Source organism: Puniceibacterium sediminis (assembly GCF_900188035.1).
Taxonomy (GTDB): domain Bacteria; phylum Pseudomonadota; class Alphaproteobacteria; order Rhodobacterales; family Rhodobacteraceae; genus Puniceibacterium; species Puniceibacterium sediminis.
Genome location: NZ_FZNN01000028.1, coordinates 1 through 25,382 on the forward strand (window position 1 = coordinate 1; position 25,382 = coordinate 25,382).

Genomic DNA, 25,382 nt, shown 5'->3' on the forward strand with positions numbered 1-25,382 from the left:
GCCCTCATCATGGCGGCGTTGTGCGCTGCCTTCATCCCGAAACACAGGCCGTCAACTTCCCAAATCTTCGTCGGATCAGGTTGTTCAGCCTGAACCACTTAACATCCCAAAAGATGACTTGAGAATTTGCATCGAAGCCCGAGAGCAGCAGTATAGCAGCCTGCTTTCGTTCATTAAGAAAATTCAAGAAAACCCTTTAGATACCCGCGCAACGCACATCAAAAATATAGATCGTTTTTCAATTACTGCCGTGCGAAAATCCGATGATGCATTGATGGCACTCTCAGATATAGGCGCAAACGCCATCTTTTCCGCTCTAAGGCGTGACGAACGTATGCACGGGCTAAGCGAAACAAGATATTTACGAGAGTTGCGTCATGTCTTCTTGTCGGGATCTGATGGAAATATTTTACCAAAAGGCCTGAAGCCAATTCACAGCATAAACGACTTAGATCTTCCTCAAGAAACAGTCGAAGAATTTGCTCTTTTAATCAATCCCCGCAACGACTACCGCAGATTCAAATAATAGAGACATACTTAGTTCTCCTGAAAACTACTACATTTCGCCTCGCTCACTCGAAATCAAGCCGCAGGCGCCGGGCAGTGCCTGCCCGTGTCGTGCCAGAGGCACGCCTGTGGCGTGGCGGGCTGGCGCTTGGGTGACGTCAGTGCCCACCTTAAATCCCCGAATGACCTTGCAGGCATAACGCACACCGCCAGACCGTTGCAGTGCCATCCCACGACCAGGCGCTGCCCGGCTCTCGTGGCACCTCTCAACCGACAACCGTAAGATGCGTATTCACCCCGCACCGATTCGCGCGGGGTGAATCACCCCGCGCGACACTCCAACATCCCGCCTGCCGACTCCGGATTTGCCCGAACAATGACTCAAACCTTTGTCCACAGGCGCCTCCGCCCGCCAAACCCGCACCCAAACTCAGCCATACGCGAGCCATACGGTTTCCATACGCCTTCCATACGTTATCCAGAAGGATTTATTTAACGCTTACAAAGGCGGCGGTTTGTAGAAAATATGTTGCCAGACGTTTTCAGATATGTCATACGGCCCGTGCTGACGATCTTCTCTTCGACCATCTGTCTTCCCTAACCGGCTTGCAGGCTATCGATCCGAACGTGACCTCGCCGGGCTGTCGCATAACGTGGACAGCAGACTACTCTAAAGGAATATTCACATGGCTACTGGCACAGTGAAATGGTTCAACGCAACTAAAGGCTTCGGCTTCATCCAGCCCGATGGCGGCTCCAAGGACGTGTTCGTGCACATCTCCGCAGTTGAGCGTTCGGGCCTGTCCGGTCTGAAAGACGACCAGAAGGTTACCTTCGACATCGAAGCCGGCCGCGATGGCCGCGAGAGCGCGATCAACCTCGCACTCGCATAAGTATTTGTCCTAGCGACAAAATTCGGCCGCCCCTCGGGGCGGTCGTTTTGCTTTGTGGCACCCGTTGCATTCCAACGCAGGCCAGCGCGTGACCACCAACCGCGTGAAAGATGCCACACAATCTTAATCCGATTCGACCTATACCGTTGAAATCCCGGCCGCATTGACCAACATATCCTAGTTCCAAACGAAAAGAGCGCCGCCATGATCTCTCGCCGAACTTTTGTCACCGCCGCTGCCGCCTCCCTCAGCTTTCCGCTCCCGGCTCTCGCCCAGGGGTTTCAGGTGGCCCCAAGATTCGTGCCGCAACAGGTCACCTTCACACAGGCCTATGCTGCGGGTCAGATCCTGATCGTGCCCAAGGCACATTTTCTGTATTTCGTGACCGAACCCGGCATCGCCCTGCGCTACGGTGTCGGCGTCGGCAAGGCCGGGCTGGAATTCACCGGCACCGCGACCATCAGCGTCAAAAAGGAATGGCCCACCTGGCGGCCAACCAACGAGATGATCGAACGGGACCCCAGCCACTATGGCGAATTCAAGGACAACGAATATGTCCAGCCCGGTGGCCCCGGCAATCCTCTCGGCGCGCGCGCTCTCTACCTGTTCCAGAACGGCCGCGACACCTATTTCCGCATTCACGGCACGACGGCCCCGGAAACCATCGGGCGTTCGGTGTCGAACGGCTGTATCCGCATGCTGAACGAACATGTGACAGACCTCTATGAACGGGTGCCTTTGGGGACGGTTGTCAGCGTCCTGTGACGCCACGCCGTGGGGGGCGTCGTGCCCAGGTTTGATCTTTTGGTGCTGGGTGCTGGCCCGGCCGGAAGTGCTGCGGCCATTACGGCTGCGCGTGCTGGACTGCGCGTCGCCCTGATCGACAAACGGCGCTTTCCACGCGACAAGCTCTGTGGGGGCGGCTTTACAGGCCGCTCCATGCGGTATTTCCGCGAGATTTTTGGGACCGACGCGCCCTACGATGGAATTCCGCACCGCGATGCCATCAGCTTTTGCGCTTTTGGACAAGAGGTCGGGCAGTTCACCGGCATCCAACCGCTGCATATGACGATGCGCCGGGATCTTGACCACGCACTGGTACAGGCTGCACTGGCGGCAGGCGCCACGGACCTCACCGGACAACGCGTCGATGCCATCGACGCCGATGCGCCCACAGTCACCCTCCGGGACCAATGCATCACGGCGCCCCTCATGGTTGCGGCAGACGGTGTCAACAGCGCAACCGCCCGGGCCCTGTTCGGTCGGGCCTTCGATCCGCAAAAGATCGGCTTTGCGCTTGAAGTCGAAGTGCCCACTGAAACGCCCCCCGACACGCCTGTACGGATTGATTTTGGCGCTGCCGACTGGGGCTACGGCTGGGACTTTCCCAAGGTCTGCGGCCGCACGATCGGCGTCGGCGGGATGATGCAGCGCAACACGGATCTCAAGGCCTCTCTGGCCACCTACCTGTCCCAGCTGGGCGTCACGACCGACAGCCCGGTCAAGGGGCAGTTCCTGCCCTTTGGGTCCTATCGGCGCATTCCGGGCCAGGGTACCGTCCTGCTGGTCGGCGACGCGGCGGGACTGGTCGATCCGATCACCGGCGAAGGCATCGCCTATGCGATGAAAAGCGGGCAGCTCGCCGCGCAATCAGCCATCGGGGCGCTGCACCGCGGGAATCCCGGCTCTGCCTTGCCCCGCTACCGCGCCGCCCTGCGTCCCATCCATCGTGCCATCGATCAGGCCCGCATGATCCGGCCACTGATCTTTCTCCCGGCATGCCGGAGCGGTTTTATCTCCGGATTCCGTAATTCTTCGACGCTGCGCACGGAATACATGCGGCTTCTTGCGGGCGAAACTGAATATGGCCAGATCACGCGCCGCACAATCGCCCGTCTGCCACGATTTATTGTTCGCAGTCTAACAAACTAAAAATTTCCAAGGCCCGACCGCTTCTCTCTTCGCTCCGCCTGCGATCTTTACCAATTGGTATGTTAAAGGCTGCAGATTGAAGACGAAGTGGTTTAGGGACGACCCATGGCGATCGTCGGTTTTTTGTTGGGTAGTGTCATGGGCGCCGCTAGTGGCTTGCTCGGATGGCTGGCGTTCGAAATTTCCATTTCCAGGGCCTTGGCCCTGTACTTCGTAACTGGTTTGACAATCGGAACGCTGATCCTCGCCCTGAGCTATCTTCGCAAAACACAGCGCAAAGGGGCAGGTTCCAGAGCGCGCGGAACGAGGCGTACCTGATCATGCAACACGTTAACAACACCACGTAGACGGCTGAATTTACTTAACAATCCCGCCTTGTACATACGGCAATATAAGGAAAAAATTCACGTCACGGACATGGTTGAAGATATCACCCCCCCTAGAGATTTCGCCCTTACTGACCCGTGAGGTTAATCTTGCACCTGCTCGATCAGCGCCTCTACTGACGGACCCATTGCGGCGACGATCCGCATGACCCCTTCCGCATTGGGATGAATACCATCCGCCTGCATATAGGCGCGCACATCCTCCGGGCGACGATCACCTTCGGTCAAACCCTGAAAGAATTCCGGGAAATAAAGTGTGCCGTATTGGTTCGCCAGTTCGGGATATATCGCATCAAAGCTGGTCTTGAATTGCGGCCCGTAATTCTCCGGCGCGCGCAGGCCGACCAGAAGCACAGGTAAATTGCGGGCCGCGGCCACCTTCAGTATCCCCTCCAGATTGGCCCGCGAATTTGTCGGATCGATGCCACGCAACAGGTCGTTGCCCCCCAGCGTGACAATCATCCCATCGGTACTGTCCGCGAGCGACCAGTCCACCCGGCTCAGGCCCCCCGCCGTCGTATCCCCGGACACACCGGCATTCACAACCGTCACATCATGCCCCCGTGCCCGCAGCCAGGCCTGCATCTGCGGCACAAACCCATCCTCGCGCGGCAGCCCGTAGCCTGCCGTCAAACTGTCGCCAAGCGCCACTATTTCGACCGGTTCGGCCTGCGCAAATGTCGCCCAGCCCAGCAACAAAGCCACTGCAAGCTTGCTCTGCAGCGCAGCAACCCCATATGTCCTTAAACTCATGATGTTTGGACCCTTCCTTTATGACCGATCCTGTTCTTGCCCTTAAAGATGTCACTCTTCGCCTGAACGGCAATGCCGGAATGGTCGAGATCCTTCACGGGATCACCCTGGATGTCCACAAGGGCGAGACTTTGGGCCTGATCGGCCCCTCGGGCTCGGGCAAATCCTCCCTGCTGATGATCATGGGCGGGCTGGAGCGTGCCACAAGCGGCAGCGTGATGGCGCTGGGGCAGGACCTGACCCGGTTGAACGAAGACGGTCTTGCCCGCTTTCGCCGCGATCATATGGGGGTGGTGTTCCAGTCCTTTCACCTGATCCCGACGATGACCGCACTGGAAAATGTCGCCACACCGCTGGAACTTGCGGGCAAGGCGGATGCCTTCGACCTCGCCGGCGCCGAGCTTGAGACCGTTGGCCTTGGCCACCGGGCCGATCATTACCCGGCGCAGATGTCGGGGGGTGAGCAGCAGCGCGTCGCCCTTGCCCGCGCCTCTGCCCCGCGTCCAAAGATCCTGCTGGCGGACGAACCGACCGGCAACCTCGACGGCGTGAACGGCGATGCGATCATCCGGATGCTGTTCGATCTGCGCGACCGCCACGGCGCGACGCTTGTCCTTGTCACCCATGCCAATTCGCTGGCTGAAAAATGTGATCGGGTGATCCGCCTGACTGATGGCCGCATCGCACCGCAGCATCGGCAGGCTACAGAACAGGCCGCAGAATGAGCCTTCGTATTGCTGCACGGTTCGCCCGCCGCGAGTTGCGCGGGGGCCTGTCGGGTTTCCGCATCTTCATCGCCTGCCTTGCTCTGGGCGTTGCCGCGATTGCAGGCGTCGGTTCCGTCCGTTCCGCGATCGAGGCCGGTCTGACCGATCAGGGGGCTGTTCTGCTCGGCGGCGACGCCGAGGCGCAGTTCACCTACCGCTTCGCCACACCCGAGGAACGCAGCTGGCTCGACTCCGTGGCAACCCGGGTGTCCGAGGTCACCGATTTCCGCTCCATGGCCGTGGTCGACCCGGACGGGGTCGCGGAACGCGGCCTGACGCAGGTAAAATCGGTCGACGCCGCCTATCCGCTCAAGGGCGAGATCCTGCTTGATCCGCCCATGCCCTTGGCTCAGGCGCTCGCAACAAATGATCTGCCCGGCGCGGTCATGGCCCCAATTCTGGCCGACCGCCTTGGGCTGGAAACCGGCGACACCTTCCGTCTTGGCACCCAGGATTTCACCCTGAATGCCGTCATCGCGCGCGAACCCGACAATTCCGGCGCGGGCTTCTCCCTTGGTCCCCGCACGATCGTGCTGACGCAGGATCTCGCCAATTCCGGTCTGCTGACGCCGGGCACGCTGTTTGATTCCGAATACCGGCTTGATCTGCCGCCCGGCACCGACCTTGACGCCCTTCAGGTCCGGGCCGAGGATCGCTTTCGCGACACCGGACTGCGCTGGCGCGATGCACGCAACGGCGCGCCGGGTGTGGCGCGCTTTGTCGAACGTCTGGGCGCCTTCCTTGTTCTCGTCGGCCTGTCGGGACTTGCCGTGGGCGGCGTAGGCGTGTCGGCGGCCGTGCGATCCTACCTCGCGCGCAAGACGTCGGTAATCGCCACCCTGCGCACCCTTGGCGCAAGCCGCGCGACGATCTTTCAGACGTATTTCCTTCAGATCGGCGCGCTCAGCCTCGTTGGTATCGCTCTTGGCGTCCTGCTTGGTGCGATCATCCCGCTGCTCTTTGCGCCGCTCATCACCGCCTCCCTCCCCGTTCCGGCGATCCTTGCCCTGCATCCCGAACCGCTGATCGAGGCGGCGATATACGGCGCCCTCACCGCGCTTGTCTTCACCCTCTGGCCCCTTGCCCGGGCCGAGGAGGTGCGGGCCGCGACCCTGTTCCGCGATGCGCTGGAAAGCGCCAGCATTCTGCCTGCACCGCGCTACGTGATCGCCACCGGCCTCCTGACGCTGCTGCTGGTTGGCACGGCGATGGCATTTTCCGGCAACGCTTGGCTTACCCTCTGGACGGCTGGCGGCATCTTTGGGGCGTTGATCCTGCTCAGCCTCGCCGCCATCGCCATCCGCTGGCTCGCCCGCAGGGCCGCCCCCGCCGCCCGTGGGAAACCGGTCCTTCGCTGGGCGCTGGGTGCCATTGGCGGACCGCGCGAAGGTGCCGCGTCAGTTGTGCTCTCACTCGGCCTCGGCCTGTCGGTGCTGGCCGCAGTGGGTCAGATCGACGGAAACCTGCGCAATTCGATCAGCCGCGACCTGCCCGAAGTCGCCCCGTCCTACTTCTTTGTCGATATCCAGAAGGACCAGATGCCCGGCTTTCTGGAACGGCTGCAAGGTGACCCGGCCGTGCGCAAGATCGACAGTGCCCCGATGCTGCGCGGCGTGGTCACCATGATCAACGGAACCCCTGCGGAAGAGGTGGCAGGCGATCACTGGGTCGTGCGCGGCGATCGTGGCATCACCTATGCCGACCGCCCGGGCAATGACACGACCATCACCGCCGGGGAATGGTGGCCCGAAGGGTACGACGGCCCGCCCCAGGTCAGCTTTGCCGCCGAAGAGGCCGAGGAAATCGGCCTCAAGCTGGGCGATACGATCACTGTCAACGTCCTTGGCCGCGACATCACCGCCACGATCACCAGCTTTCGCGCGGTGAATTTCGCCACCGGCGGCATTGGCTTTGTCATGTGCCTGAACGCCGCCGCACTGGAAAACGCGCCGCACACCTTCATCTCGACCGTCTACGCCACACCGGAATCCGAGGCTCAGATCCTGCGGGACCTTTCCAAGGCATTCCCCAACATCACCGCAATCCGCGTCGCCGACGCCATAGACCGGGTGTCCCAACTGCTCGAAGGCATCGCTTCAGCCACCCGTTGGGGCGCGGCGGCCACCCTGCTGACCGGGTTCCTCGTTCTGATCGGCGCGGCGGCAGCCGGTGAACAGTCCCGCACTTATGAGGCGGCGGTCCTCAAGACGCTTGGTGCAAGCCGCATCCTTATCCTGCGCTCCTTTGCTCTGCGCTCGGCGCTTCTGGGGGCCGGGGCCGGTGTGGTGGCACTGGCGGCGGGCATATTGGGGGGATGGGCGGTCAGCACCTTCATCATGGAAACGGACTTCAGCGTGATCTGGTCATCCGCTTTCGGCATCATCGCGGGTGGGGTGCTGGCGACCCTGCTTGCGGGGCTTGCTTTTGCCTGGCGTCCACTGGCGGCACGCCCCGCCGGGGTGTTGCGCGCCCGGGAATAGAACCTTGCACCGCGCGGCACGGGCTGGCATGGCTTTTGTCATCCCCAAATGGCCAAAGGAATCCCCCCGATGACCGATCATCTGCCCATGACCATCCCCGCCGCGATCACCCCGGCGCAGCGCTCCAGCCTTATCAACCTTATCCGCCGCGCCGCCCGGACCGAGATCCTGCCCCGCTTTCGCGACCTGTCGTCGGTCCAGATCGACCAGAAGTCCGGCCCGCAGGACCTGGTGACCGAAGCGGATCGCGCGTCGGAAAAGATGATCGCCCGGGGCTTGGTCCGCATGTTCCCCAACGCCCTGATCGTGGGCGAAGAGGATGTGGCAGAAAACCCCGACATCGTGGACAAGATCGCCGATGCGCCGCTGGCATTCACCATTGATCCTGTCGACGGCACCTGGAATTTCGCCCACGGCCTCACGCAGTTTGGCGTGATCCTGTCGGCGACGCGTTTCGGCATACCGGTCTTCGGTCTGCTCTACGATCCGATCATGGATGACGTGATCGTCGCGGACACCACCGGGCCTTCTCAGCTGATCAAACCACGCCGCGCCACGCGCACCCTGAGCGTGTCCAAAGGCGGGGCCATCGGGGACCTTACCGGCTACCTCGGCCTCTACCTGCTGCCCAAGGACAAGCAGGCAGAGATGGCCGCCACCATGCCGAATTTTCAGCGTGTGACCTCGCTGCGCTGCGCCTGTCACGAATTCCGGATGCTGGCGCAGGGCCATGTGGATTTCGTCTTTGCCGCCGGGCTTACGCCCTGGGATCATGCCGCTGGCGTCCTGATCGCCCGGCAGGCGGGCGGCCATGTGGCGCTGCTGGATGGGTCGGAATATCGCGCCGACGCGCCACGCTCCGGCTATCTTCTTGCCGCATCGGATGCCGCCACCTGGGCCCGCATCCGCGAACAGTTCGACTTCCTTCTCGCGGACTAAACGGCCCTGCGATGACGGACCGCTCGCAATTCAAACCAGAAGCGCGTTAGTTGCCTTGGGCGGAAGAGTTGCTCCTCCGCCCAAGGAGAACCTACTCTGCCGCCTCGGCATAATCCGACATCGGCGGGCAAGTGCAGACCAGATGCCGGTCGCCATAGACATTGTCCACGCGGTTGACCGGCGGCCAGTATTTGTCCACGCGGAACGCACCCGGCGGGAAACAGCCCTGCTCGCGGCCATAGGGCCGATCCCAGTCGCCCACCAGATCCTCCACCGTGTGCGGCGCATTCTTCAGCGGGTTGTTGTTGGCGTCGATCTCTCCGTCCTCAATGGCGCGGATCTCTTCACGGATCGCCAGCATCGCATCGCAGAACCGGTCCAGCTCGGCCTTGGTCTCTGACTCCGTCGGCTCGACCATCAGCGTCCCCGCCACAGGCCAGCTCATCGTCGGCGCATGGAACCCGGCGTCAATCAGCCGCTTGGCGATGTCCTCGACCGTGACACCGGCGCTGTCGTCAAAGGGCCGCACGTCAAGGATGCACTCATGCGCCACCCGGCCCGCCTTGCCGGTGTACAGGATCTTGTAGGCCCCGCTCAGCCGTGTCGCGATGTAGTTGGCGTTCAGGATCGCCACGCGGGTCGCCTGCGTCAGCCCCTCACCACCCATCATCCGGATATAGGCCCAGCTGATCGGCAACAGCGACGGCGACCCGAAAGGCGCTGCCGACACCGACCCGACCCCGGGTTCAAGCGGATGCGACGGCAGGTGCGGCACCAGATGCGCCTTCACCCCAATCGGCCCCATGCCGGGTCCACCACCGCCGTGCGGAATGCAGAACGTCTTGTGCAGGTTCAGGTGACTCACGTCGCCGCCCAGATCGCCGGGGCGCGACAACCCGACCATGGCATTCATGTTCGCCCCGTCGATATAGACCTGCCCGCCGTGTTCGTGAGTGATCCGGCAAACGTCTTGCACAGTTTCCTCGAACACCCCATGGGTCGAAGGATAGGTGATCATGCAGGCCGCCAGATCGGTGGAATACTTCTCTGCCTTGGCAGTGAAATCCTCTAGGTCAATCGAACCGTTCTCGTCACAGTTCACCGGCACCACCTTCCAGCCGACCATCTGCGCACTGGCCGGGTTGGTGCCATGGGCGTTGACCGGGATCAGACAGACATTCCGATGCCCCTGCCCCTGCGCACGGTGCCAGTCTGCAATGGTCAGCAGGCCCGCATATTCGCCCTGAGCGCCGGAATTGGGCTGCATCGACAAGCCGTCATAGCCGGTGATCTGGCACAGTTTTTTGCTCAGATCGCCGATCAGTTCAGAATATCCTTCGGCCTGATCAGCGGGCACAAAGGGATGCATGTCCGAAAAGGCGCGCCAGGTCACCGGCATCATCTCGGCGGCCGAGTTCAGCTTCATCGTGCAGGACCCCAGCGGGATCATCGCCCGGTCAAGCGCCAGATCCCGGTCCGCCAGACGACGCATGTACCGCATCATCTCGGTCTCGGCCCGGTTCATGTGAAAGACGTCGTGCTGAAGATAGGCGCTGGTGCGCAACAGCGCCTCGGGCAGGCGATACTGCGCGCTGCGATCCGCGTCCGATCGGATAATGCCAAACGCCCGCCAGACCGCCTCGATCGTCGCGGGCCGGGTTGTCTCGTCGATGGTGATGCCGATCTTGGTCTCACCAACCGCGCGCAGGTTCACGCCCTGCTGCACCGCCGCCTGCATCACACCCGTCTGGAACAGGCCCACATCCACCGTGATCGTGTCAAAGAAGACCTCAGGCTCGACCACAAATCCCGCCTCTTCCAATCCGCACGCCAGCCGGACCGTCTTTCGATGGATGCGCTGCGCGATGGCGCGCAGGCCCTTGGGGCCATGAAACACCGCATAAAAACCAGCCATCACCGCCAACAGCGCCTGCGCCGTGCAGACATTCGATGTGGCTTTCTCGCGCCGGATATGTTGCTCGCGCGTCTGCAGGGCCAGACGGTAGGCGCGGTTGCCGTGGCTGTCGATGGACATGCCCACGATCCGGCCCGGCATCGATCGCTTATAGGCGTCCTTGGTGGCCATATAGGCCGCGTGCGGGCCACCATACCCCAAGGGCACACCGAACCGCTGGGTTGACCCGACGGCGATATCCGCGCCCATCGCGCCCGGCTCCTTGAGCAGACACAGCGCCATGGGATCGGCGCTCACGATGCCGATGGCCTTGGCCCCGTGCAGCGCCGCGATCTCGGGCGTGAAATCGCGCACATGGCCATAGGTGCCGGGATACTGAAAGATCGCTCCGAACACCGCGTCGGGGTCCAGTGCATCCACCGCCCCGACGATCACCTCAATCCCCAGCGGCGCCGCCCGTGTCTTCATCACGGCGATATTCTGCGGATGACAATTCTCGTCGACAAAGAACGCCATACTCTTTGACTTGGCCACCCGTTGCGCCATGGTCATCGCCTCGGCGCAGGCTGTCGCCTCGTCCAGAAGCGACGCATTCGCGATCTCAAGCCCGGTCAGGTCCGACACCATGGTCTGATAGTTCAGCAGCGCCTCCAGCCGACCCTGGGAAATCTCGGGCTGATAAGGGGTGTAAGCCGTGTACCACGCCGGATTTTCAAAGATATTGCGCTGGATCGCCGGTGGCGTCACCGTGCCGTGATACCCCATACCGATCAGGGACGTCAGAACCCGGTTCTTCTCGGAAACTTCGCGCATGTGAAACAGCAATTCGCGCTCTGACAGCGCCTTGCCAAAGCTCAGCGGCTTCTCCTGCCGGATCGACTTTGGCACCGTCTGATCGATCAGCGCCCCAAGGTCGGCAACGCCCAGCGTCTCGAACATGGCCGCCATCTCGTCCGGGGACGGTCCAATGTGACGGCGATTGGCAAAATCGTAGGGTTTGTAGTCGATCGGCTCAAAGGGCATGTGTTTCTCCCGTCCGGCCGCGCGGGCCGTTTCCTGTGAACGGGCAACACCCGCTCCAACAGTTGAATTTCTCGAAAACCCCGGTCTTCATGTGTTCAAAAATACTCGGGGGGTCCGGGGGGCTTCCCCTCCGGTTTTCGGCCCGGTGCCATCTGCACCGGGCCGGTCAAACGAAATCAGCCGATGAATTTCTTGTAGGCGGCTTCGTCCATGTAATCGTCCATCTGGCTCATGTCCTCGACCTTGACCTTAAAGAACCAGGCGTCGCCTTCGGGATCGTCATTCACTTTGCCCGGCTCTTCCACAAGGATCTCGTTGACCTCGACAATCTCTCCGTCAATCGGAGCGAGGATATCCGAGGCGGCTTTCACGCTCTCGATCACCACAACCTCGTCATCCTTGCTGACGACCGTGCCGACATCGGGCAGCTCGACGAACACCACGTCGCCCAGTTGCTCTGCTGCGTGTTCGGTGATGCCGACCACAACCGTGCCGTCATCCTCGATGCGCAGCCATTCATGCTCTTCGGTGAACTTCATCTATGTCTCCCGTGACAGTTCAGCGTTTGAAATTAGCAGGGGTGAAGGGCACCTTCACCACCTCAACGGCCAGCCGCTTGCCGCGGACCTCGCCGTATAAAACCGTGCCCGGCACCGCCATCGCGGTCGGCACATATCCCATTGCCACCGGCGCACCGACCGTCGGCCCGAAACCGCCAGAGGTCACCCGGCCCACAGGTTCCGGGCTGTCTTCGGCAGCGAACAGCTCCACGCCTTCGCGCATCGGTGCGCGCCCCCCCGGCAGCAGCCCGACCCGCATACGCGGCGCTCCCCCGACCAGTTCGGACAGGATGCGATCAGCGCCCGGAAAACCACCAGACCGCCCGCCGCCCGAACGGCGCACCTTCTGGATTGCCCAATTCAGTGCGCCTTCCACCGGTGATGTCGTCGCGTCGATGTCATGGCCGTAAAGGCACAGACCCGCCTCAAGCCGCAGGGAATCCCGCGCGCCCAAACCGATGGGGGCGACGTCATCATGCGCCAGCAGCGCCCGGGCAAGATCCACCGCCGCGGCCTCTGGCACCGAAATCTCATAGCCGTCCTCGCCCGTATAGCCCGACCGCGAAATCCAGCATTCGGCCCCGGCGAGCTCAAGCGTGGCCACATCCATGAACTTCATCTCGCGGACGGCTGGATTAAGGCCAGCCAGCACATCCTCGGCCATAGGCCCTTGCAGCGCCAGCAAGGCACGCGAATCGAGCAGCCGCACGATCACATCCGGTTCCAGCGCCGCGCGCATCCGCGCCACATCAGCATCCTTGCAGGCGGCATTGACCACGACAAGAAGATGATCGCCGCGATTGGCAATCATCAGATCGTCCTCGATCCCGCCCTCGTCATTGGTGAACATGGCATAGCGCTGGCGGCCTTCCTTCAGGCCGAGGACATCGACTGGCACCAGCCGCTCGAACGCCTCAGCGACGTTGGCAAGGCGCGATTGCAGGATCACCTGCCCCATATGGCTCACGTCAAACAGACCGGCCTTTGCGCGGGTATGTTGATGTTCCTTGAGAACCCCCATGGGGTATTGCACCGGCATCTCGTATCCGGCGAATTCCACCATTTTGCCGCCAAGTTCCAGGTGCAGGTCATACAGCGGCGTGCGCTTTGGCCCATGATCTTCTGAATGGTCGGCGTGGTGGTGCACATGCCCGCCGGGTCCGTGATTGACACCACAGCCACAAACGTCGCTCACCTCGTACTGTGCCAGATCCGTCTTGCCAGCGTCGTCGGCCTTGCGCGTATCGTCGGTCATAAATCCCCCGTCCTGTCTGGCCCGGGGTCGGAGTGAACCGGACCATGGGCATTCACCGTACGGGGACCTTCCCCGCATCCGGAACGCCCCCTCTGTCCTGTCGCCTGAGATCATTATCCCTTCGGCGGACGCGACTGGCGCGCCTCTCTCCAGAGTCTTCGATGTCACGGCGGTCCTTGGGCCTGAGAGTTTCCGGGGCGGTTGCTCCTTCGGCACCGGCTGCTGCCGGTTCTCCCGTCGTGACGAGGGTCAAGCTAGACGAGTCTCCCAGTTGACACAAGCGCTCTGCCGCTGCTTTTGGCGCCACACGGACGCTTTTCCAGAGAGCGCAGCGGCTGGTCCTGGACAGACGCCGGGAAATCACCACAGCCTGTTTGACAAGCGCCAGTCCCCCACCCACTTATACCACCATGAGCAACGCATATTTTTTCGGCTACGGCTCACTCGTGAACCGCAGCACCCACATCTACACCCCCGCCTTTCATGCCCGGGCCAGCGGCTGGCGGCGTGCCTGGCGCTGCACGCCGGACCGCGGACCGGCATTCCTGACCGTGATCCCTGATCCCACCTGCGAAATCGAAGGCCTTGTCGCCGGCGTGCCGGGGTTGGACTGGGCCGCGCTGGACCTGCGGGAATCGAGTTACGACCGCCTGCCCGCCTCGCATTGCGTGACCCACTGCCGTGGGGCCGAGGCAGATGTCGCGATCTATTCCATTCCCGAAGCATCCCGCCAACTTCCCGATGACGACCATCCGGTTCTGCTCAGCTATCTGGATGTGGTGCTGCAAGGGTATCTATGCGAATTCGGCACCGATGGCGCCGACCGGTTCGTCACGACAACAACCGGATGGGAGGCCCCGATTCTGGATGACCGTGCCAACCCGCGTTACCCCCGGGCGCAGGAACTGACCGGAACCGAGCGTGACTACGTGGACCGCGCACTGCAATCGTTGGGTTGCAAGGTTCTGGTCTGATGCTGTCCAAGAGCCTGATGCTCGTTCTGCGCTTTGCCCGGCGGCTTGGCGTGCGCGTCGTGCTGATGGCTCTCCTCGCCGTTCTTGCCGCCCTCTTCGCCCCGCTGTTCACGGGCTTCATCCCTGATTCGCTCACTGAACGCTTCGGCTCTGAGGCGGTCCTGCCGATCCTGAACATCCTCGCCGCGTCGTTGCTGACCGTGACCACGTTTTCGCTGGGTGTCATGGTCAGCGCGTTTCAGGCAGCATCCAGCCAGGGCACACCGCGCGTCTATCGCGTGCTGATGCAGGACGGCACGACCCAGACCGTGCTTGCCACCTTCGTCAGCGGCTTTTTGTTCTCGCTCACCGCCCTCGTCATGTTCAACGCGGGCTTTTACAGCGAAGCCGCTGCAGTCGTGGTCTTTGGACTGACGATTCTCACAATCCTGTCGATCATCGTGGCGATCCTGCGCTGGATCGACCTGCTCAGCCACCTTGGCAGCATGGATCACACCCTGTGGCAGGTCGAAGACGCGGCGAATGAAAGCCTGCAGACCATTGCCGGCTCTCCCAACCTCGGGGCGCATAGGATCACAGAAAAGGTCCCGCCGCCGCCCGGGGCGCACCCGGTCTGCTCAAAGCAATCAGGCTATGTGCAGTTCATCGACCTGGCCGGTCTGAACGACGCGCTGTCCGAACAGGACGGCACCCTGTGGATCACCACCATGCCGGGGAAATACGTCCTGCGGGGCCAGCCGATGGGACATGTTTCGGGCACGGATCAGGATCTGGCGGATCGTATCTGCGAATTCGTCACCTTAGGGCGCGAACGCACGATGGAGCAGGATCCCCGCTTTGGCCTTGTCGTGCTGAGCGAGATCGCCGCACGCGCCATGTCCCCGGGCGTGAATGATCCCGGGACAGCCATCGACGTTGTGCATCGGCTGAAAAAGCTGCTGTGGGAATACAGTCAAAGTCTTTCGGCGCAGGACGCTGCGGAAAAGCCCGACGCAGAAGAGGTGCTTTATCCCCGCATCCACCTGTCCGCGACCACCGCCATGGATCTGGTCGATGACGCCTATGGCGTGATCATCCGTGACGCCGCCGGACGGGTCGAGGTGATGGCGCAGATTCTTCACGCACTATGCGATCTGGCCAGTGTCAAAGGGGCCATGGGCGATGCCGCGCGGGTGGAAATCGCCTATGCCCGCGACCATGCCGAGGCCGCGATTTCGAACGAAGCTGACCTTGCCAAGGTCCGCAGCCTAGCGCCGGTTGAACAGGATTGAGATCAGCCGCGCCTGACGCGGGGTGAATGGTTCGGCCGCTGGCACAGCGCCAACACGCGACACAACCCGCATCGCCAGCCACCAGGCAAGCACACCAAACAGAACACCGCCGGCAGCCTGCCCCAGCAGAACCCCCGGCGCGCCCATCCATGCCGATCCCAGCAGCACAAACGGAACCGTTCCCAGCGTATGGCGCCCCCAGTTGATCCATGTGGAATAATAGGGATGGCCAAGGTTGTTGAACGCCGAGTTACCGACGAAGATCACGCCGTTGAAGAACCACAGCAACGCCAGCGGCCCGCAGAACAGGAACACCAGATCCCGCGCGGCGCCATCCAGTCTGAATAACACTTCAAGGGGGCCTCTCAGCGCGAACAAAACCGCGGCGACCAGCACACTGACCACAGCGGTAAAAATCAGCGCATCTCGGAACGCGGTTCTGACCCTTTCAGTAAGACCCGCCCCGGCATTCTGTCCGATGATCGGGCCCACCGCGCCTGACAGCGCAAACAACACGGCAAAAGCCACCGGCGTCAACCGGCTGACGATGGCAAAGCCCGCCACCGCGATTTCTCCGTGTGTGGCCATGGCACGGGTCACGATCGCCTGCCCTATGGGCGTCGCCAGCTGTGTCAGGATCGCGGGCAGGGCAATGGCCAGAATGGGGCGCAGATCCTCGCCGACTTCGCTCAGTTTCGGGGTATCGAATCCGCCGTGATGCCGCTGAATTGCCCATAGGGCCGACCCGGCGATCACGAACCGCGCGGTGACACTGGCAATCGCCGCACCGGTCAGCTCAAGGTCCAGCCCGAAGATCAGCAGCGGATCCAACGCCGCATTCACCAGCCCGCCGATCATCAGCACCGTCATCGACCGACGCGCATCCCCATGTGCCCGCAGAATGGCACCACCAACCACGCCGACCAGAAGCACCGGCAGGCTTGGCAGGATGATCTGCATGAAATCGACCGACAGGTCGCGCGTTTCCCCGACAGCCCCCAGAAGGGTGACCAGCGCCTGAAGGTTCGCCCAGACGATGCCGGCAAAGACCGCGCCAAAGGCAAAGCCGATGATCAATGCATTGGTTGCCCGCCGCCGCGCCAGCGCCCGGTCGCCGCGGCCCAATGCCCGCGCCACCAGCGCGCCTGCAGCAATGGCCATACCGACCCCGAAAGAGCCCGTGAAAAACAGGATCGCCCCGGCATAGCCGATTGCTGCCGCCAGCTCGGCCTTGCCCAGCATGGCGATAAAGATCATGTCGACGAAATCGACGGCGAATACCGCCATCAGCCCGACCGAAGCGGTCAGCGACATCACCGTCACATGCCGCATAAGATTGCCGGTCAGGAACTTTGCCTTGGCTTCCGTCATCGGCTCTTACATCTTCCGGTCAACCCCGAGCGAGGTCTTTGGCGCGGATAACCTGCATCAGCGGCAGCACGTCCGCCATTTCCGGCCCGCGTTGCTGACCGGTCACGGCCAGACGCAGCGGCATGAACAGCCCCTTGCCCTTGCGGCCAGTCGCCTCTTTCACCGCCCCGGTCCACTTGCCCCAGGTATCCTGATCGTAAGGTCCCTCGGGCAGCAGGGCCATGGCCTGCGCAATGAATTCGCGGTCCTCATCGGCCACGACAGGCTCAGCCCCTTCGGAAAACAGCGTCCACCAGCCAGCCAGATCGCCGCGCACGGTGATATTTTCGCGCGCCACCTGCCAGAACAGCTCGGCCTTGTCGTCGGGCACACCCAGTGCCGCGATATCGCCCTTGATCGCGTCGAACGGCAGGCTGTGCAGCTTGCGCGCCGTCAGCGGGAAAAGATCCTGAACATCGAATTTTGTCGGAGCCGAGCCAAACTGTTCCAGTTCGAAACCGTCGGCGATCTCGTCCAGCGACATGCGCAACTCGACCGGCTGGGACGAACCCAACCGCGCCATCAGCGACAGCAGGGCCTCTGGCTCTACCCCCTGCCCGCGCAGGTCCTGCAACGCGAGCGAGCCAAGCCGCTTGGACAGCCCCTCGCCCTGCGGGCCGGTCAGCAGGCTGTGATGTGCAAAGGCGGGCGGTGTGCCCCCCAGCGCGCGGATGATCTGAATCTGCGTCGCGGTGTTGGTCACATGGTCCGATCCACGCACTACGTTCGTCACACCCATGTCGGTGTCATCCACGACCGAGGCCATGGTATAAAGGTTCTGCCCGTCCGCCTTGATCAGAACGGGATCGCTCAGACTTGCCGCATCAATCGACAGATCCCCAAGGATACCGTCCTTCCATTCGATCCGCTCCTGATCCAGCTTGAAACGCCAGACACCGGGCCCGCGTTCGGCACGCAGCTTGTCCTTTTCCGCCTCTGACAGCGCCAGCGCGGCCCGATCATAGACCGGAGGCTTGCCCATGTTCAGCTGCTTCTTGCGCTTGAGGTCCAGCTCAACCGGACTCTCGAACGCCTCGTAGAAGCGCCCCATTTCGCGCAGCTGGTCCGCCGCTTCGGCGTAACGGTCCAGTCGTTCTGACTGCCGCTCGGTCTTGTCCCAGGTCAGGCCCAGCCATTCCAGATCCCGCTTGATCGCGTCCACATATTCCTGCTTGGACCGTTCGGGATCGGTGTCGTCGATCCGTAGGATGAAGGTTCCGCCTGCCTTGCGGGCGATCAGATAGTTGAACAGCGCGGTGCGCAGGTTACCAACGTGGATGAAACCGGTGGGCGACGGGGCGAAACGGGTGGTGGTCATGGGTATCTCCTGTTGCTAACGCCTTTCCCACAGACCGGAGGCGTTGTCCAGATTTCCCCTCAGGACCAGCGTGGGTGCAGCGCATCGCGCACCCGGGGGTGGGCATGGGTCCGCATGCCCCCGTTGGCCTGCATATGCGGATCATCCTCGCTCAGTTCCGGATGCTGATGGGCCACCTCCTTGTGCCAAAGCAACATCGCCGCGATCAGCCCGCCCAGCGCCAGCACCGCCAGCAGGCCCATCGCTGCGCCCATCCCCAGACGCGCCCCGGTCCAGCCCGCCAGCGGATAGGTGATCAGCCAGCAAACATGGCTCAGTGCGAAATGTGCAGCAAAAAGCGCGGGCAGATCAGCACTGGCTCCCGACCTGCGGATCAACCGGCCCGAGGGTGTCAGTATCCCCGAATAGAGCCCGCCGATCCCGGCCCAAAGCAGCAGAAACGCCCACCACGATGGCAATTCTGCCCTGAACCAGACAGCCAGCACAGCCATCAGCGCCACCAGCGCAAGGGTAGCACCCAGCATCACGGACCGGTCGCTGACCCGTTTCAGCACACCTGGAAGCGCCAGCGCCACCACCATCGACCCCGCGCCAAAGGCGGCCATTGCCACGGCCAGCCCGCGTTCACTGCCGCTGTAACCGACGCGAACCATCACCACGGTATTCACCAGCACAAAGGCCGATGCTGCCGCCCCTGCCAAAGTCACTGCCAGCAACCCGCGCAGACGTGGTGTCGCAAGATAAATCCGCAGCCCCTTTGTGGCCCGTTCCACAAACCCGGCTTTCTGGTCCACCTTCACGACGGGCAATACCGCCACAAGAACAAGCACCGCAGATCCCAGAAACCCGATCACCGTGCCGACGAACAGGCCGGAATAGGACACCACGCTCAGCAGCAGCCCCGCCAGCGCCGGGCTGGTAAGGTTTTCAAGGTCGTAACACAGCCGCGACAGCGACAGCGCCCGGGTGTATTCCTCCTCGTCCGGCAGAACGTCGGGCAAAAGTGCCTGATAAGCCGGCGTAAAGGTGGCCGAGGCCGCCTGCAGCAGAAAGATCAGCACATAAACCTGCCAAAGCGCATCGACGAAAGGCAAAGCCAGCGCCACAGCCGCGCGCAACAGATCTGCCCCGATCAGCACCGCCTTGCGCGGCAGCCTCGATGCCAGCGCCTGCGCGATCGGGCTGAGCCCGACATAGGCCACCATCTTGATCGTATAGGCGATACCCAGTACCGCCCCCGCCTGCGACCCCGCCAGATCATAGGCAAGCAGCCCCAGCCCGACGGTCAGCAGCCCGGTCCCGCTCAGCGCGACGATTTGTGCCGCCAGAAGTTTCAGATAGGTGGGGTTGCGCATCAGTGTATTCATGCGCCAATCCTATGGCGTTCCCGTGGCGAGGCAAAGCCCCCCAAAACAAAGGCCCACATGCGCTGTTTCATTGCTCTCCCCCTGCCCGACTCGGATGTGTCCGTGCTCGAATCGCTTCAGAACCGCCTGCCCTTTGGTCGTCCGGTCCCGCCCGAGAACCTGCACCTTACCCTGGCCTTCCTCGACGAACAGCCGCTCGAAACGCTTGAAGAAATACATGAAACGCTTGAGGCGCTGCGCGCCCCGGCCTTCACCCTGACGCTGGCGGGGCTTGACGGCTACGGCAGTCAGGCGCTGGCGATCAATGCAGACGGAGGACCGGCCCTTCTGGAGTTGCACAAACGCATCCGTTCGCGCCTCCATGGGTTGGGGCTGCAACTGGACCGACGCCGCTTTCGCCCCCATGTGACGCTCGCGCGCCTGCCTGCACAGACCAACGCCGACCAGCAAGATCGTCTTGCCAAATTCCTCCTGCGCGAGGCGACGATAAAGATCCCCGACATCCCGATCCGCAGCTTTGCGCTCTATAGCTCTCTCCTGCGCTCGTCTGGCGCTGAACACGAGGAGTTGTCGCGCTATCCGCTCACGTCTTGACGCAAATGTCGGCCGCGCGCCCTTCCTGCGGGCCCTCACAGAGTCCATATGCAGGATATGTCCGACCCAGATCTCACCGCCCCCGATCTCGATTCGTTCTACAGGATGGCGCTTGCCGCCATAGATCAGCTGCCGCCGGGCTTTCAATCGGCCGCACGCGCCGTGATCCTGCAGGTCGAAGACATGCCGCAGCAGGACGTTCTGCGCGATCTTGATATCGATGACCCGATGGATTTGACCGGCCTCTACGACGGCATCCCGATGACCGAAAAATGCTTTGCCGATCCCGCCCCGTGGCCAGACACGATCTGGCTGTTCCGAAAACCGATCCTCGCCGAGTGGCGTGATCGGGGCAACGTCGGTTTGGCCGACCTGGTCACCCATGTGATGGTGCACGAACTCGCGCATCATTTTGGCTGGTCAGACGCGGATATCGCCACTGTCGATCGATGGTGGGAGTGACGCAAACCACCCCGACCGAGCGCGTGCAAAAGTCTCCGGCGGGGGAATCACACGTACGACAGGAATGTGCTTGTGGCGCAACCTGCACGAACTGGCGCCAGTCACCGACCCTGCTGCTAACCTAACGCCAGCAGCGCCTCAATACGTTGGACAAACCTTGCCGGGGACAACTCCGTCGCTGCCGTTCTGCGTGCGGCGCCTGACATGCGCATCCGCAGCTCGGGAGAGGACACCAGTGGCTCCAACGCCGCCTCCAAAGCCCCGGAACGGCCCATCTCGACGCGGAGCCCATCCCGCCCTTCGGTCACATAGCCGGCACTGCCGCTGTCGGTCGAGATCACCGGGACGGTGCCGTATGCCATGCCCTCGACCGGAGCGATGCCCAGCGGCTCACCGACCGAAGGCAGAACGCAGATATGGTGGGCTGCGTAGAGTTGCGCCATCCCGGCAAAAGGCACGTTCCCGAGGATATCGATCCAATCGCACGCTGCCGCTTCGGCGCGCAACGCGGCTTCGTGGTCGGAATCGGCGCCGCTGATGTCATGGCTGGTGGACCCTACCAGCGTCAGCCGCACACGCGCGCCCCCGCCAAGGGATTTCAGTGCGGCGATCAGCAGGTGCTGATTTTTGCGAACCTGAGCCAGTTTGCCAACGCAAAGTATCCGTACAGGCGTACTTGCCGGGTCGCGCTCTGCCCCGGCAGGCAAGGGCAGCGCTGCCGTCGGCCATGGCAGATAGAAGGCCCCGCCGTCGCGGGGGGCATCCGCATCAAGCCCCGGCACAGGCGTCACTCTTTGCCAAGGACGCCCCTGCATCCACAGCGAAACGCGTTTGCGCAAGGACCTGACCTGCGTCATAGGCCTGAGGTCGTAGCCAACCACCCGCAGTTGCAGATCACGCCCCGCGCGCGCGACCTGTCTCGACAGCCCGCCCGAGTTGCGCAGCAATATCAGATCGGGGGCTGCACTTCTCAGCAAGCCCGCCACCTCCGCGCGCCCGGGACTGTCGCCCAGAACCTGTGGCTCCACGATTGAATGATCCTCCATCCCGACGGATTCGGATGCCGCCAGCACCGTGACCCGGTGCCCGGCATCAATCAGCGCGCGGGTGGCAAAAAACAGGTTGGTGTGGAACCGCGGCACGACAAAAAGGACATGCGCCATATCGATCAGCTTCCGTCGCGCCAGCGGTTCACGATAGGATAGCGCCGGTCGAGCCAGAAGGCACTGTCCGAAAGACGCGCGCCGGGGGCAGACTGAAAACGTTTGTATTCGCTGATATAGACCAGATGCTCGATCTTCTTGGCATCCGCACGGTCGTATCCGGCGGCAACGCAATCCTCGATCGACCCATCTGCGTCGATGAGAATCTGTAGAATGCCGTCCAATACCGGATAATCGGGCAGTGAATCGCTGTCTTTCTGGTCCTCGCGCAGCTCGGCCGAGGGCGGCTTGTCGATGATCCGTTCTGCAATCACCTCGCCCTCTGGGCCCATCATCCAATCCCGATGGTTGGCATTGCGCCAGCGGCAGGCATCAAAGACCCGGGTCTTGTACATATCCTTGATCGGATTGTAGCCGCCCGCCATGTCGCCATAGATCGTCGCATAACCGACCGCGACTTCGGATTTGTTGCCGGTGGTCAGAAGCATCTCGCCAAACTTGTTGGACATCGCCATCAGCAGCAGACCGCGCAGGCGGGACTGGATGTTTTCCTCGGTCAGGTCAGGTTCGGTACCCGCAAAAATCGGTGCCAATGTCACCGTGATCGCCGCACGGCCTTCAGTGATGGGTACAAAGTCGTAACGGCAGCCAAGCGCCTCGGCCACCGCCTTTGCATCCTCAAGCGACGCATCAGAGGTGTATTCGGAGGGCAGCATCACGCAGCGCACATTTTCAGCGCCGATTGCATCTACCGCGATGGTGGCGACAATGGCGCTGTCGATCCCGCCCGACAGGCCCAGAAGTACCTTCTTGAACCCGGTCTTGCGCATGTAGTCGCGCAGGGCCAGGACCATGACACGGTAATCCTGCTCCATCGCGTCAGGATGCGTGGTGAACGGCCCCGGCAGACAGCGCCAGCCATCCGCGCCCCGTTCCAAATCAACATGGGCCACAACCGCGTCAAACACGGGCAGCTGCACGGCGGGTTCGCCGCCGGGGTTGAGCACGAATGACCCGCCGTCGAAGACCTGATCGTCCTGCCCGCCCACCATGTTGAGGTAGATCAGCGGAAGGCCCGTTTCGACCACGCGTGCGACCATCTGGTTCAGCCGCACCTCGTACTTGCCCCGATGATAGGGCGATCCATTCGGTACCAGCAGGAATTCTGCGCCGGTTTCGGCCAGCGTCTCGGCCACATCTTCATACCAGGCATCTTCGCAGATCGGAGAGCCGATACGGGTGTTGCCGACTGAATATGGCCCCCCAAGGGGGCCGGCGTCAAAAATCCGCACCTCGTCGAACACCGTGTCGTTGGGCAGGTGGTGCTTCAGCACGGTCGAAGTGATCTTGCCGCCCTTGCAGATGAAATAGGCGTTGAACAACTCGGTCCCTTCGACCCACGGCCCACCAATGGCCAGCGCCGGACCATCGGCACAGTCTGCCGCCAGCGCGCGCACAGCCTGAATGGCGTCCGTGTAGAATGCCGGTTTCATGACCAGGTCCTGAGCGTTGTACCCGGCGATGAACATTTCGGGCAGCGCAACCATGTCGGCCCCCGCCGCACGCCCCTGTTCCCAGGCGTCACGCGCAAGCGCTGCATTGCCGACAAGGTCACCCACCGTCGGATTGAGCTGTGCCAATGTCAGCCGGAACCGCTCTGCCATACCGTGTCGCCTTTCGCTTCAATTCCGCGTGTCCACATAGCAGAACGCCGCCCGAGGGGAAGCACCTGCGGCCAAAAGAGATTGTATCGCGCGGCGGCGTCCCCTAGATTTTGGGCAGTTTCAGACAATGAGACACAGGCAAGGGCGGACGGGTGACATGACCATGACATCGCGACACAACATAAAGCTCGCGGCAGCCTTGGCGCTGACAGCCGTTCTGGGCAGCGCGGCGCTGGCACAGCAGAGCGACGATGTGCTGACCAAACAGTACGACGATGGCGGCGTCTACGAGGGCACGTTCCGCAATGGCCTGCAGGACGGCACTGGCACCTACAGGCTGCCCAACGGCTATGAATATACCGGCGACTGGAGCGATGGTGAAATTCGCGGCAAGGGCGTCGCACGCTTTCCCAACGGTTCGGTTTACGAAGGCCAGTTCGCCAAAGGAAAGCCCGAGGGGACGGGCAAGATCGTCTTTGCCGATGGCGGCACCTATGAGGGCACCTGGCTGGACGGCAAGATCACCGGTCAGGGCGTGGCGAATTACGCCAACGGCGTGCGCTACGAAGGTTCGTTCCGCGAGGCGCTGCATCATGGCCGCGGCACCATGACCTCGCCCGGCGGGTACAAATACGACGGCGACTGGGTCAACGGCGTGAAAGAAGGCAACGGCACCATCACCTATCCGGATGGCTCGGTCTATGCAGGGCGTGTCGCCGACGGGACTCGTGCCGGCGAAGGCAAGCTGACCATGCCCGACGGGCTGATCTACGAAGGCATGTGGCAGGGTGGCCAGATCGACGGTAAAGGCAAGCTGACCCAGCCCAATGGCGACATCTACGAAGGCGATCTGGTCGCCGGTCGGCGTGAAGGCCACGGCAAGGTGACCTACGCCAATGGCGACATCTACGAAGGCACCTTCGTCGCCGACCAGCGGCAAGGTCAGGGCAACTTTGTCGGTTCGGATGGCTATCTCTATTCCGGCAACTGGGTTGCGGGGCAGATCGAGGGCCAGGGCCAAGTCACCTATCCGGACGGATCGGTCTACGTCGGCCTATTTCGTGGCGACCTTGCCAATGGTAAGGGAAAGATCACCTATCCCGATGGATCAACCTACGAGGGCGACTGGGTCGATGGGGTGATCGAGGGCAAAGGCAAGGCCGTATACGCCAACGGGCTGATCTACGAAGGTGCCTTCGTAAATGCCCGCAACAACGGCTTTGGCGTGATGACCTATGCAGACGGCTACCGTTACGAAGGCGAATGGAAAGACGGCCAGCGTCATGGACAGGGCACCGCAAGCTATCCGGACGGCACTGTCTATACCGGAGCCTTCAGCAACGGCCAGCGCCATGGCAAGGGCGACATCACAATGGGCGACGGCTTCAAATACTCGGGTAATTGGGCCGATGGCGAAATCGAGGGAACCGGCACGGCAACCTATTCCAATGGCGATGTCTATGAGGGGACCTTCAAGGACGGCAAGCGTCAGGGCAAAGGTACCATGCGCTACGCCACCGGAGAAGAGGCGACCGGCGAGTGGGTCAACGGCGCGCTGAGCGACGGATGATCGGCGCGCCCACCAATGCGATTTACTGAGCGGGGTCTGCCGCCTGTTGATACCCGCCCGACTCGCCTGTGATGGAATAGCCATCGTTGCGGAAAACCGATGCGCGATCTAAAAGCACGGCGCGGACGCGCCAATGGAATTCTCGACGATACAGCGCCCGCCCCCGATTTTCCGGGTTC

General features: G+C 62.2%; 22 protein-coding genes and 1 riboswitch. Of the genes, 13 read left to right on the forward strand and 9 right to left on the reverse strand.

Features of this window, described 5'->3' with window-relative positions; translation table 11 throughout:
* The 5 genes from CHB75_RS21795 to CHB75_RS19175 form a co-directional block, all read left to right on the forward strand.
* On the forward strand, positions 1-526 hold a 526-nt coding region (locus CHB75_RS21795; RefSeq protein WP_176439213.1), incomplete at its 5' end, for a hypothetical protein.
* Positions 527-1,193: 667 nt separating this feature from the next.
* Positions 1,194-1,400 (forward strand): cold-shock protein, encoded by a 207-nt coding sequence (locus CHB75_RS19160; protein WP_089273477.1) that lies wholly within the window; start codon positions 1,194-1,196, stop codon positions 1,398-1,400.
* A 204-nt stretch (positions 1,401-1,604) separates the two neighbouring features.
* Positions 1,605-2,165, forward strand: a complete 561-nt coding sequence (locus CHB75_RS19165) for a L,D-transpeptidase (protein ID WP_176439214.1) — start codon at positions 1,605-1,607, stop codon at positions 2,163-2,165.
* 21 nt (positions 2,166-2,186) lie between these two features.
* On the forward strand, positions 2,187-3,332 hold the full coding sequence (locus CHB75_RS19170) for an NAD(P)/FAD-dependent oxidoreductase (RefSeq protein WP_089273522.1): 1,146 nt from the start codon (positions 2,187-2,189) through the stop codon (positions 3,330-3,332).
* 105 nt (positions 3,333-3,437) lie between these two features.
* Positions 3,438-3,650 (forward strand): hypothetical protein, encoded by a 213-nt coding sequence (locus CHB75_RS19175; protein ID WP_089273479.1) that lies wholly within the window; start codon positions 3,438-3,440, stop codon positions 3,648-3,650.
* 152 nt (positions 3,651-3,802) lie between these two features.
* On the opposite strand, the gene CHB75_RS19180 is transcribed toward CHB75_RS19175, so the two are convergent.
* Positions 3,803-4,471, reverse strand: a complete 669-nt coding sequence (locus CHB75_RS19180) for an arylesterase (protein WP_176439215.1) — start codon at positions 4,469-4,471, stop codon at positions 3,803-3,805.
* 20 nt (positions 4,472-4,491) lie between these two features.
* Between CHB75_RS19180 and CHB75_RS19185 the strand changes: the two genes are divergently transcribed.
* The 3 genes from CHB75_RS19185 to CHB75_RS19195 all read left to right on the forward strand — a co-directional run bounded on the left by CHB75_RS19185 (position 4,492) and on the right by CHB75_RS19195 (position 8,657).
* Positions 4,492-5,196 (forward strand): ABC transporter ATP-binding protein, encoded by a 705-nt coding sequence (locus CHB75_RS19185; RefSeq protein ID WP_089273481.1) that lies wholly within the window; start codon positions 4,492-4,494, stop codon positions 5,194-5,196.
* Positions 5,193-7,718 (forward strand): ABC transporter permease, encoded by a 2,526-nt coding sequence (locus CHB75_RS19190; RefSeq protein ID WP_089273482.1) that lies wholly within the window; start codon positions 5,193-5,195, stop codon positions 7,716-7,718. The genes CHB75_RS19185 and CHB75_RS19190 overlap by 4 nt, the downstream gene beginning before the upstream one ends.
* A gap of 69 nt (positions 7,719-7,787) precedes the next feature.
* Entirely contained in the window at positions 7,788-8,657 is an 870-nt protein-coding gene (locus CHB75_RS19195) for an inositol monophosphatase family protein (RefSeq protein ID WP_089273484.1), read from the forward strand.
* A 91-nt stretch (positions 8,658-8,748) separates the two neighbouring features.
* On the opposite strand, the gene gcvP is transcribed toward CHB75_RS19195, so the two are convergent.
* The 3 genes from gcvP to gcvT all read right to left on the reverse strand — a co-directional run bounded on the left by gcvP (position 8,749) and on the right by gcvT (position 13,410).
* Positions 8,749-11,595, reverse strand: coding sequence for an aminomethyl-transferring glycine dehydrogenase (gene gcvP / locus CHB75_RS19200; protein WP_089273486.1), 2,847 nt, complete (start codon positions 11,593-11,595; stop codon positions 8,749-8,751).
* A 176-nt stretch (positions 11,596-11,771) separates the two neighbouring features.
* Positions 11,772-12,134, reverse strand: coding sequence for a glycine cleavage system protein GcvH (gcvH, locus tag CHB75_RS19205; RefSeq protein WP_089273488.1), 363 nt, complete (start codon positions 12,132-12,134; stop codon positions 11,772-11,774).
* A gap of 19 nt (positions 12,135-12,153) precedes the next feature.
* Positions 12,154-13,410: a glycine cleavage system aminomethyltransferase GcvT gene (gcvT, locus tag CHB75_RS19210; RefSeq protein WP_089273490.1), complete on the reverse strand. Its 1,257-nt coding sequence runs from the start codon at positions 13,408-13,410 to the stop codon at positions 12,154-12,156.
* A gap of 160 nt (positions 13,411-13,570) precedes the next feature.
* Positions 13,571-13,657, reverse strand: a riboswitch (glycine riboswitch).
* Positions 13,658-13,820: 163 nt separating this feature from the next.
* On the opposite strand from gcvT, the gene CHB75_RS19215 reads away from it, so the two are divergent.
* Together CHB75_RS19215 and CHB75_RS19220 are read left to right on the forward strand one after the other, a co-directional pair.
* Positions 13,821-14,384: a gamma-glutamylcyclotransferase family protein gene (locus CHB75_RS19215; RefSeq protein ID WP_089273492.1), complete on the forward strand. Its 564-nt coding sequence runs from the start codon at positions 13,821-13,823 to the stop codon at positions 14,382-14,384.
* Complete coding sequence (locus CHB75_RS19220; RefSeq protein WP_089273494.1) at positions 14,384-15,655, forward strand: DUF2254 domain-containing protein; 1,272 nt, start codon at positions 14,384-14,386, stop codon at positions 15,653-15,655. The genes CHB75_RS19215 and CHB75_RS19220 overlap by 1 nt, the downstream gene beginning before the upstream one ends.
* On the opposite strand, the gene CHB75_RS19225 is transcribed toward CHB75_RS19220, so the two are convergent.
* The 3 genes from CHB75_RS19225 to CHB75_RS19235 are packed head-to-tail and all read right to left on the reverse strand — an operon-like array spanning position 15,632 to position 19,750.
* Positions 15,632-17,026: an MATE family efflux transporter gene (locus tag CHB75_RS19225; protein WP_089273496.1), complete on the reverse strand. Its 1,395-nt coding sequence runs from the start codon at positions 17,024-17,026 to the stop codon at positions 15,632-15,634. The two genes, CHB75_RS19220 and CHB75_RS19225, sit on opposite strands and share 24 nt — an antisense overlap.
* Positions 17,027-17,045: 19 nt before the next feature.
* Complete coding sequence (gene gltX, locus CHB75_RS19230) at positions 17,046-18,383, reverse strand: glutamate--tRNA ligase (protein WP_089273498.1); 1,338 nt, start codon at positions 18,381-18,383, stop codon at positions 17,046-17,048.
* A gap of 59 nt (positions 18,384-18,442) precedes the next feature.
* Complete coding sequence (locus tag CHB75_RS19235; protein ID WP_089273500.1) at positions 18,443-19,750, reverse strand: MFS transporter; 1,308 nt, start codon at positions 19,748-19,750, stop codon at positions 18,443-18,445.
* A 57-nt stretch (positions 19,751-19,807) separates the two neighbouring features.
* Between CHB75_RS19235 and thpR the strand changes: the two genes are divergently transcribed.
* Positions 19,808-20,344 carry an RNA 2',3'-cyclic phosphodiesterase gene (thpR, locus tag CHB75_RS19240; protein ID WP_089273502.1) on the forward strand — a complete coding sequence of 179 codons (537 nt, stop codon included), beginning with the start codon at positions 19,808-19,810 and terminating at the stop codon, positions 20,342-20,344.
* 57 nt (positions 20,345-20,401) lie between these two features.
* Complete coding sequence (locus CHB75_RS19245; protein WP_089273526.1) at positions 20,402-20,806, forward strand: metallopeptidase family protein; 405 nt, start codon at positions 20,402-20,404, stop codon at positions 20,804-20,806.
* A 116-nt stretch (positions 20,807-20,922) separates the two neighbouring features.
* Here the strand turns inward: CHB75_RS19245 and CHB75_RS19250 are convergent, their stop codons facing one another.
* Positions 20,923-21,969 carry a glycosyltransferase family 4 protein gene (locus tag CHB75_RS19250; protein ID WP_089273504.1) on the reverse strand — a complete coding sequence of 349 codons (1,047 nt, stop codon included), beginning with the start codon at positions 21,967-21,969 and terminating at the stop codon, positions 20,923-20,925.
* A 5-nt stretch (positions 21,970-21,974) separates the two neighbouring features.
* The gene (locus CHB75_RS19255; RefSeq protein ID WP_089273506.1) at positions 21,975-23,633 is read right to left on the reverse strand and encodes an NAD+ synthase; all 1,659 of its coding nucleotides are present in this window, start codon (positions 23,631-23,633) and stop codon (positions 21,975-21,977) included.
* Positions 23,634-23,796: 163 nt separating this feature from the next.
* Between CHB75_RS19255 and CHB75_RS19260 the strand changes: the two genes are divergently transcribed.
* Entirely contained in the window at positions 23,797-25,203 is a 1,407-nt protein-coding gene (locus CHB75_RS19260; RefSeq protein WP_089273528.1) for an MORN repeat-containing protein, read from the forward strand.
* Positions 25,204-25,382 lie beyond the last annotated feature (179 nt).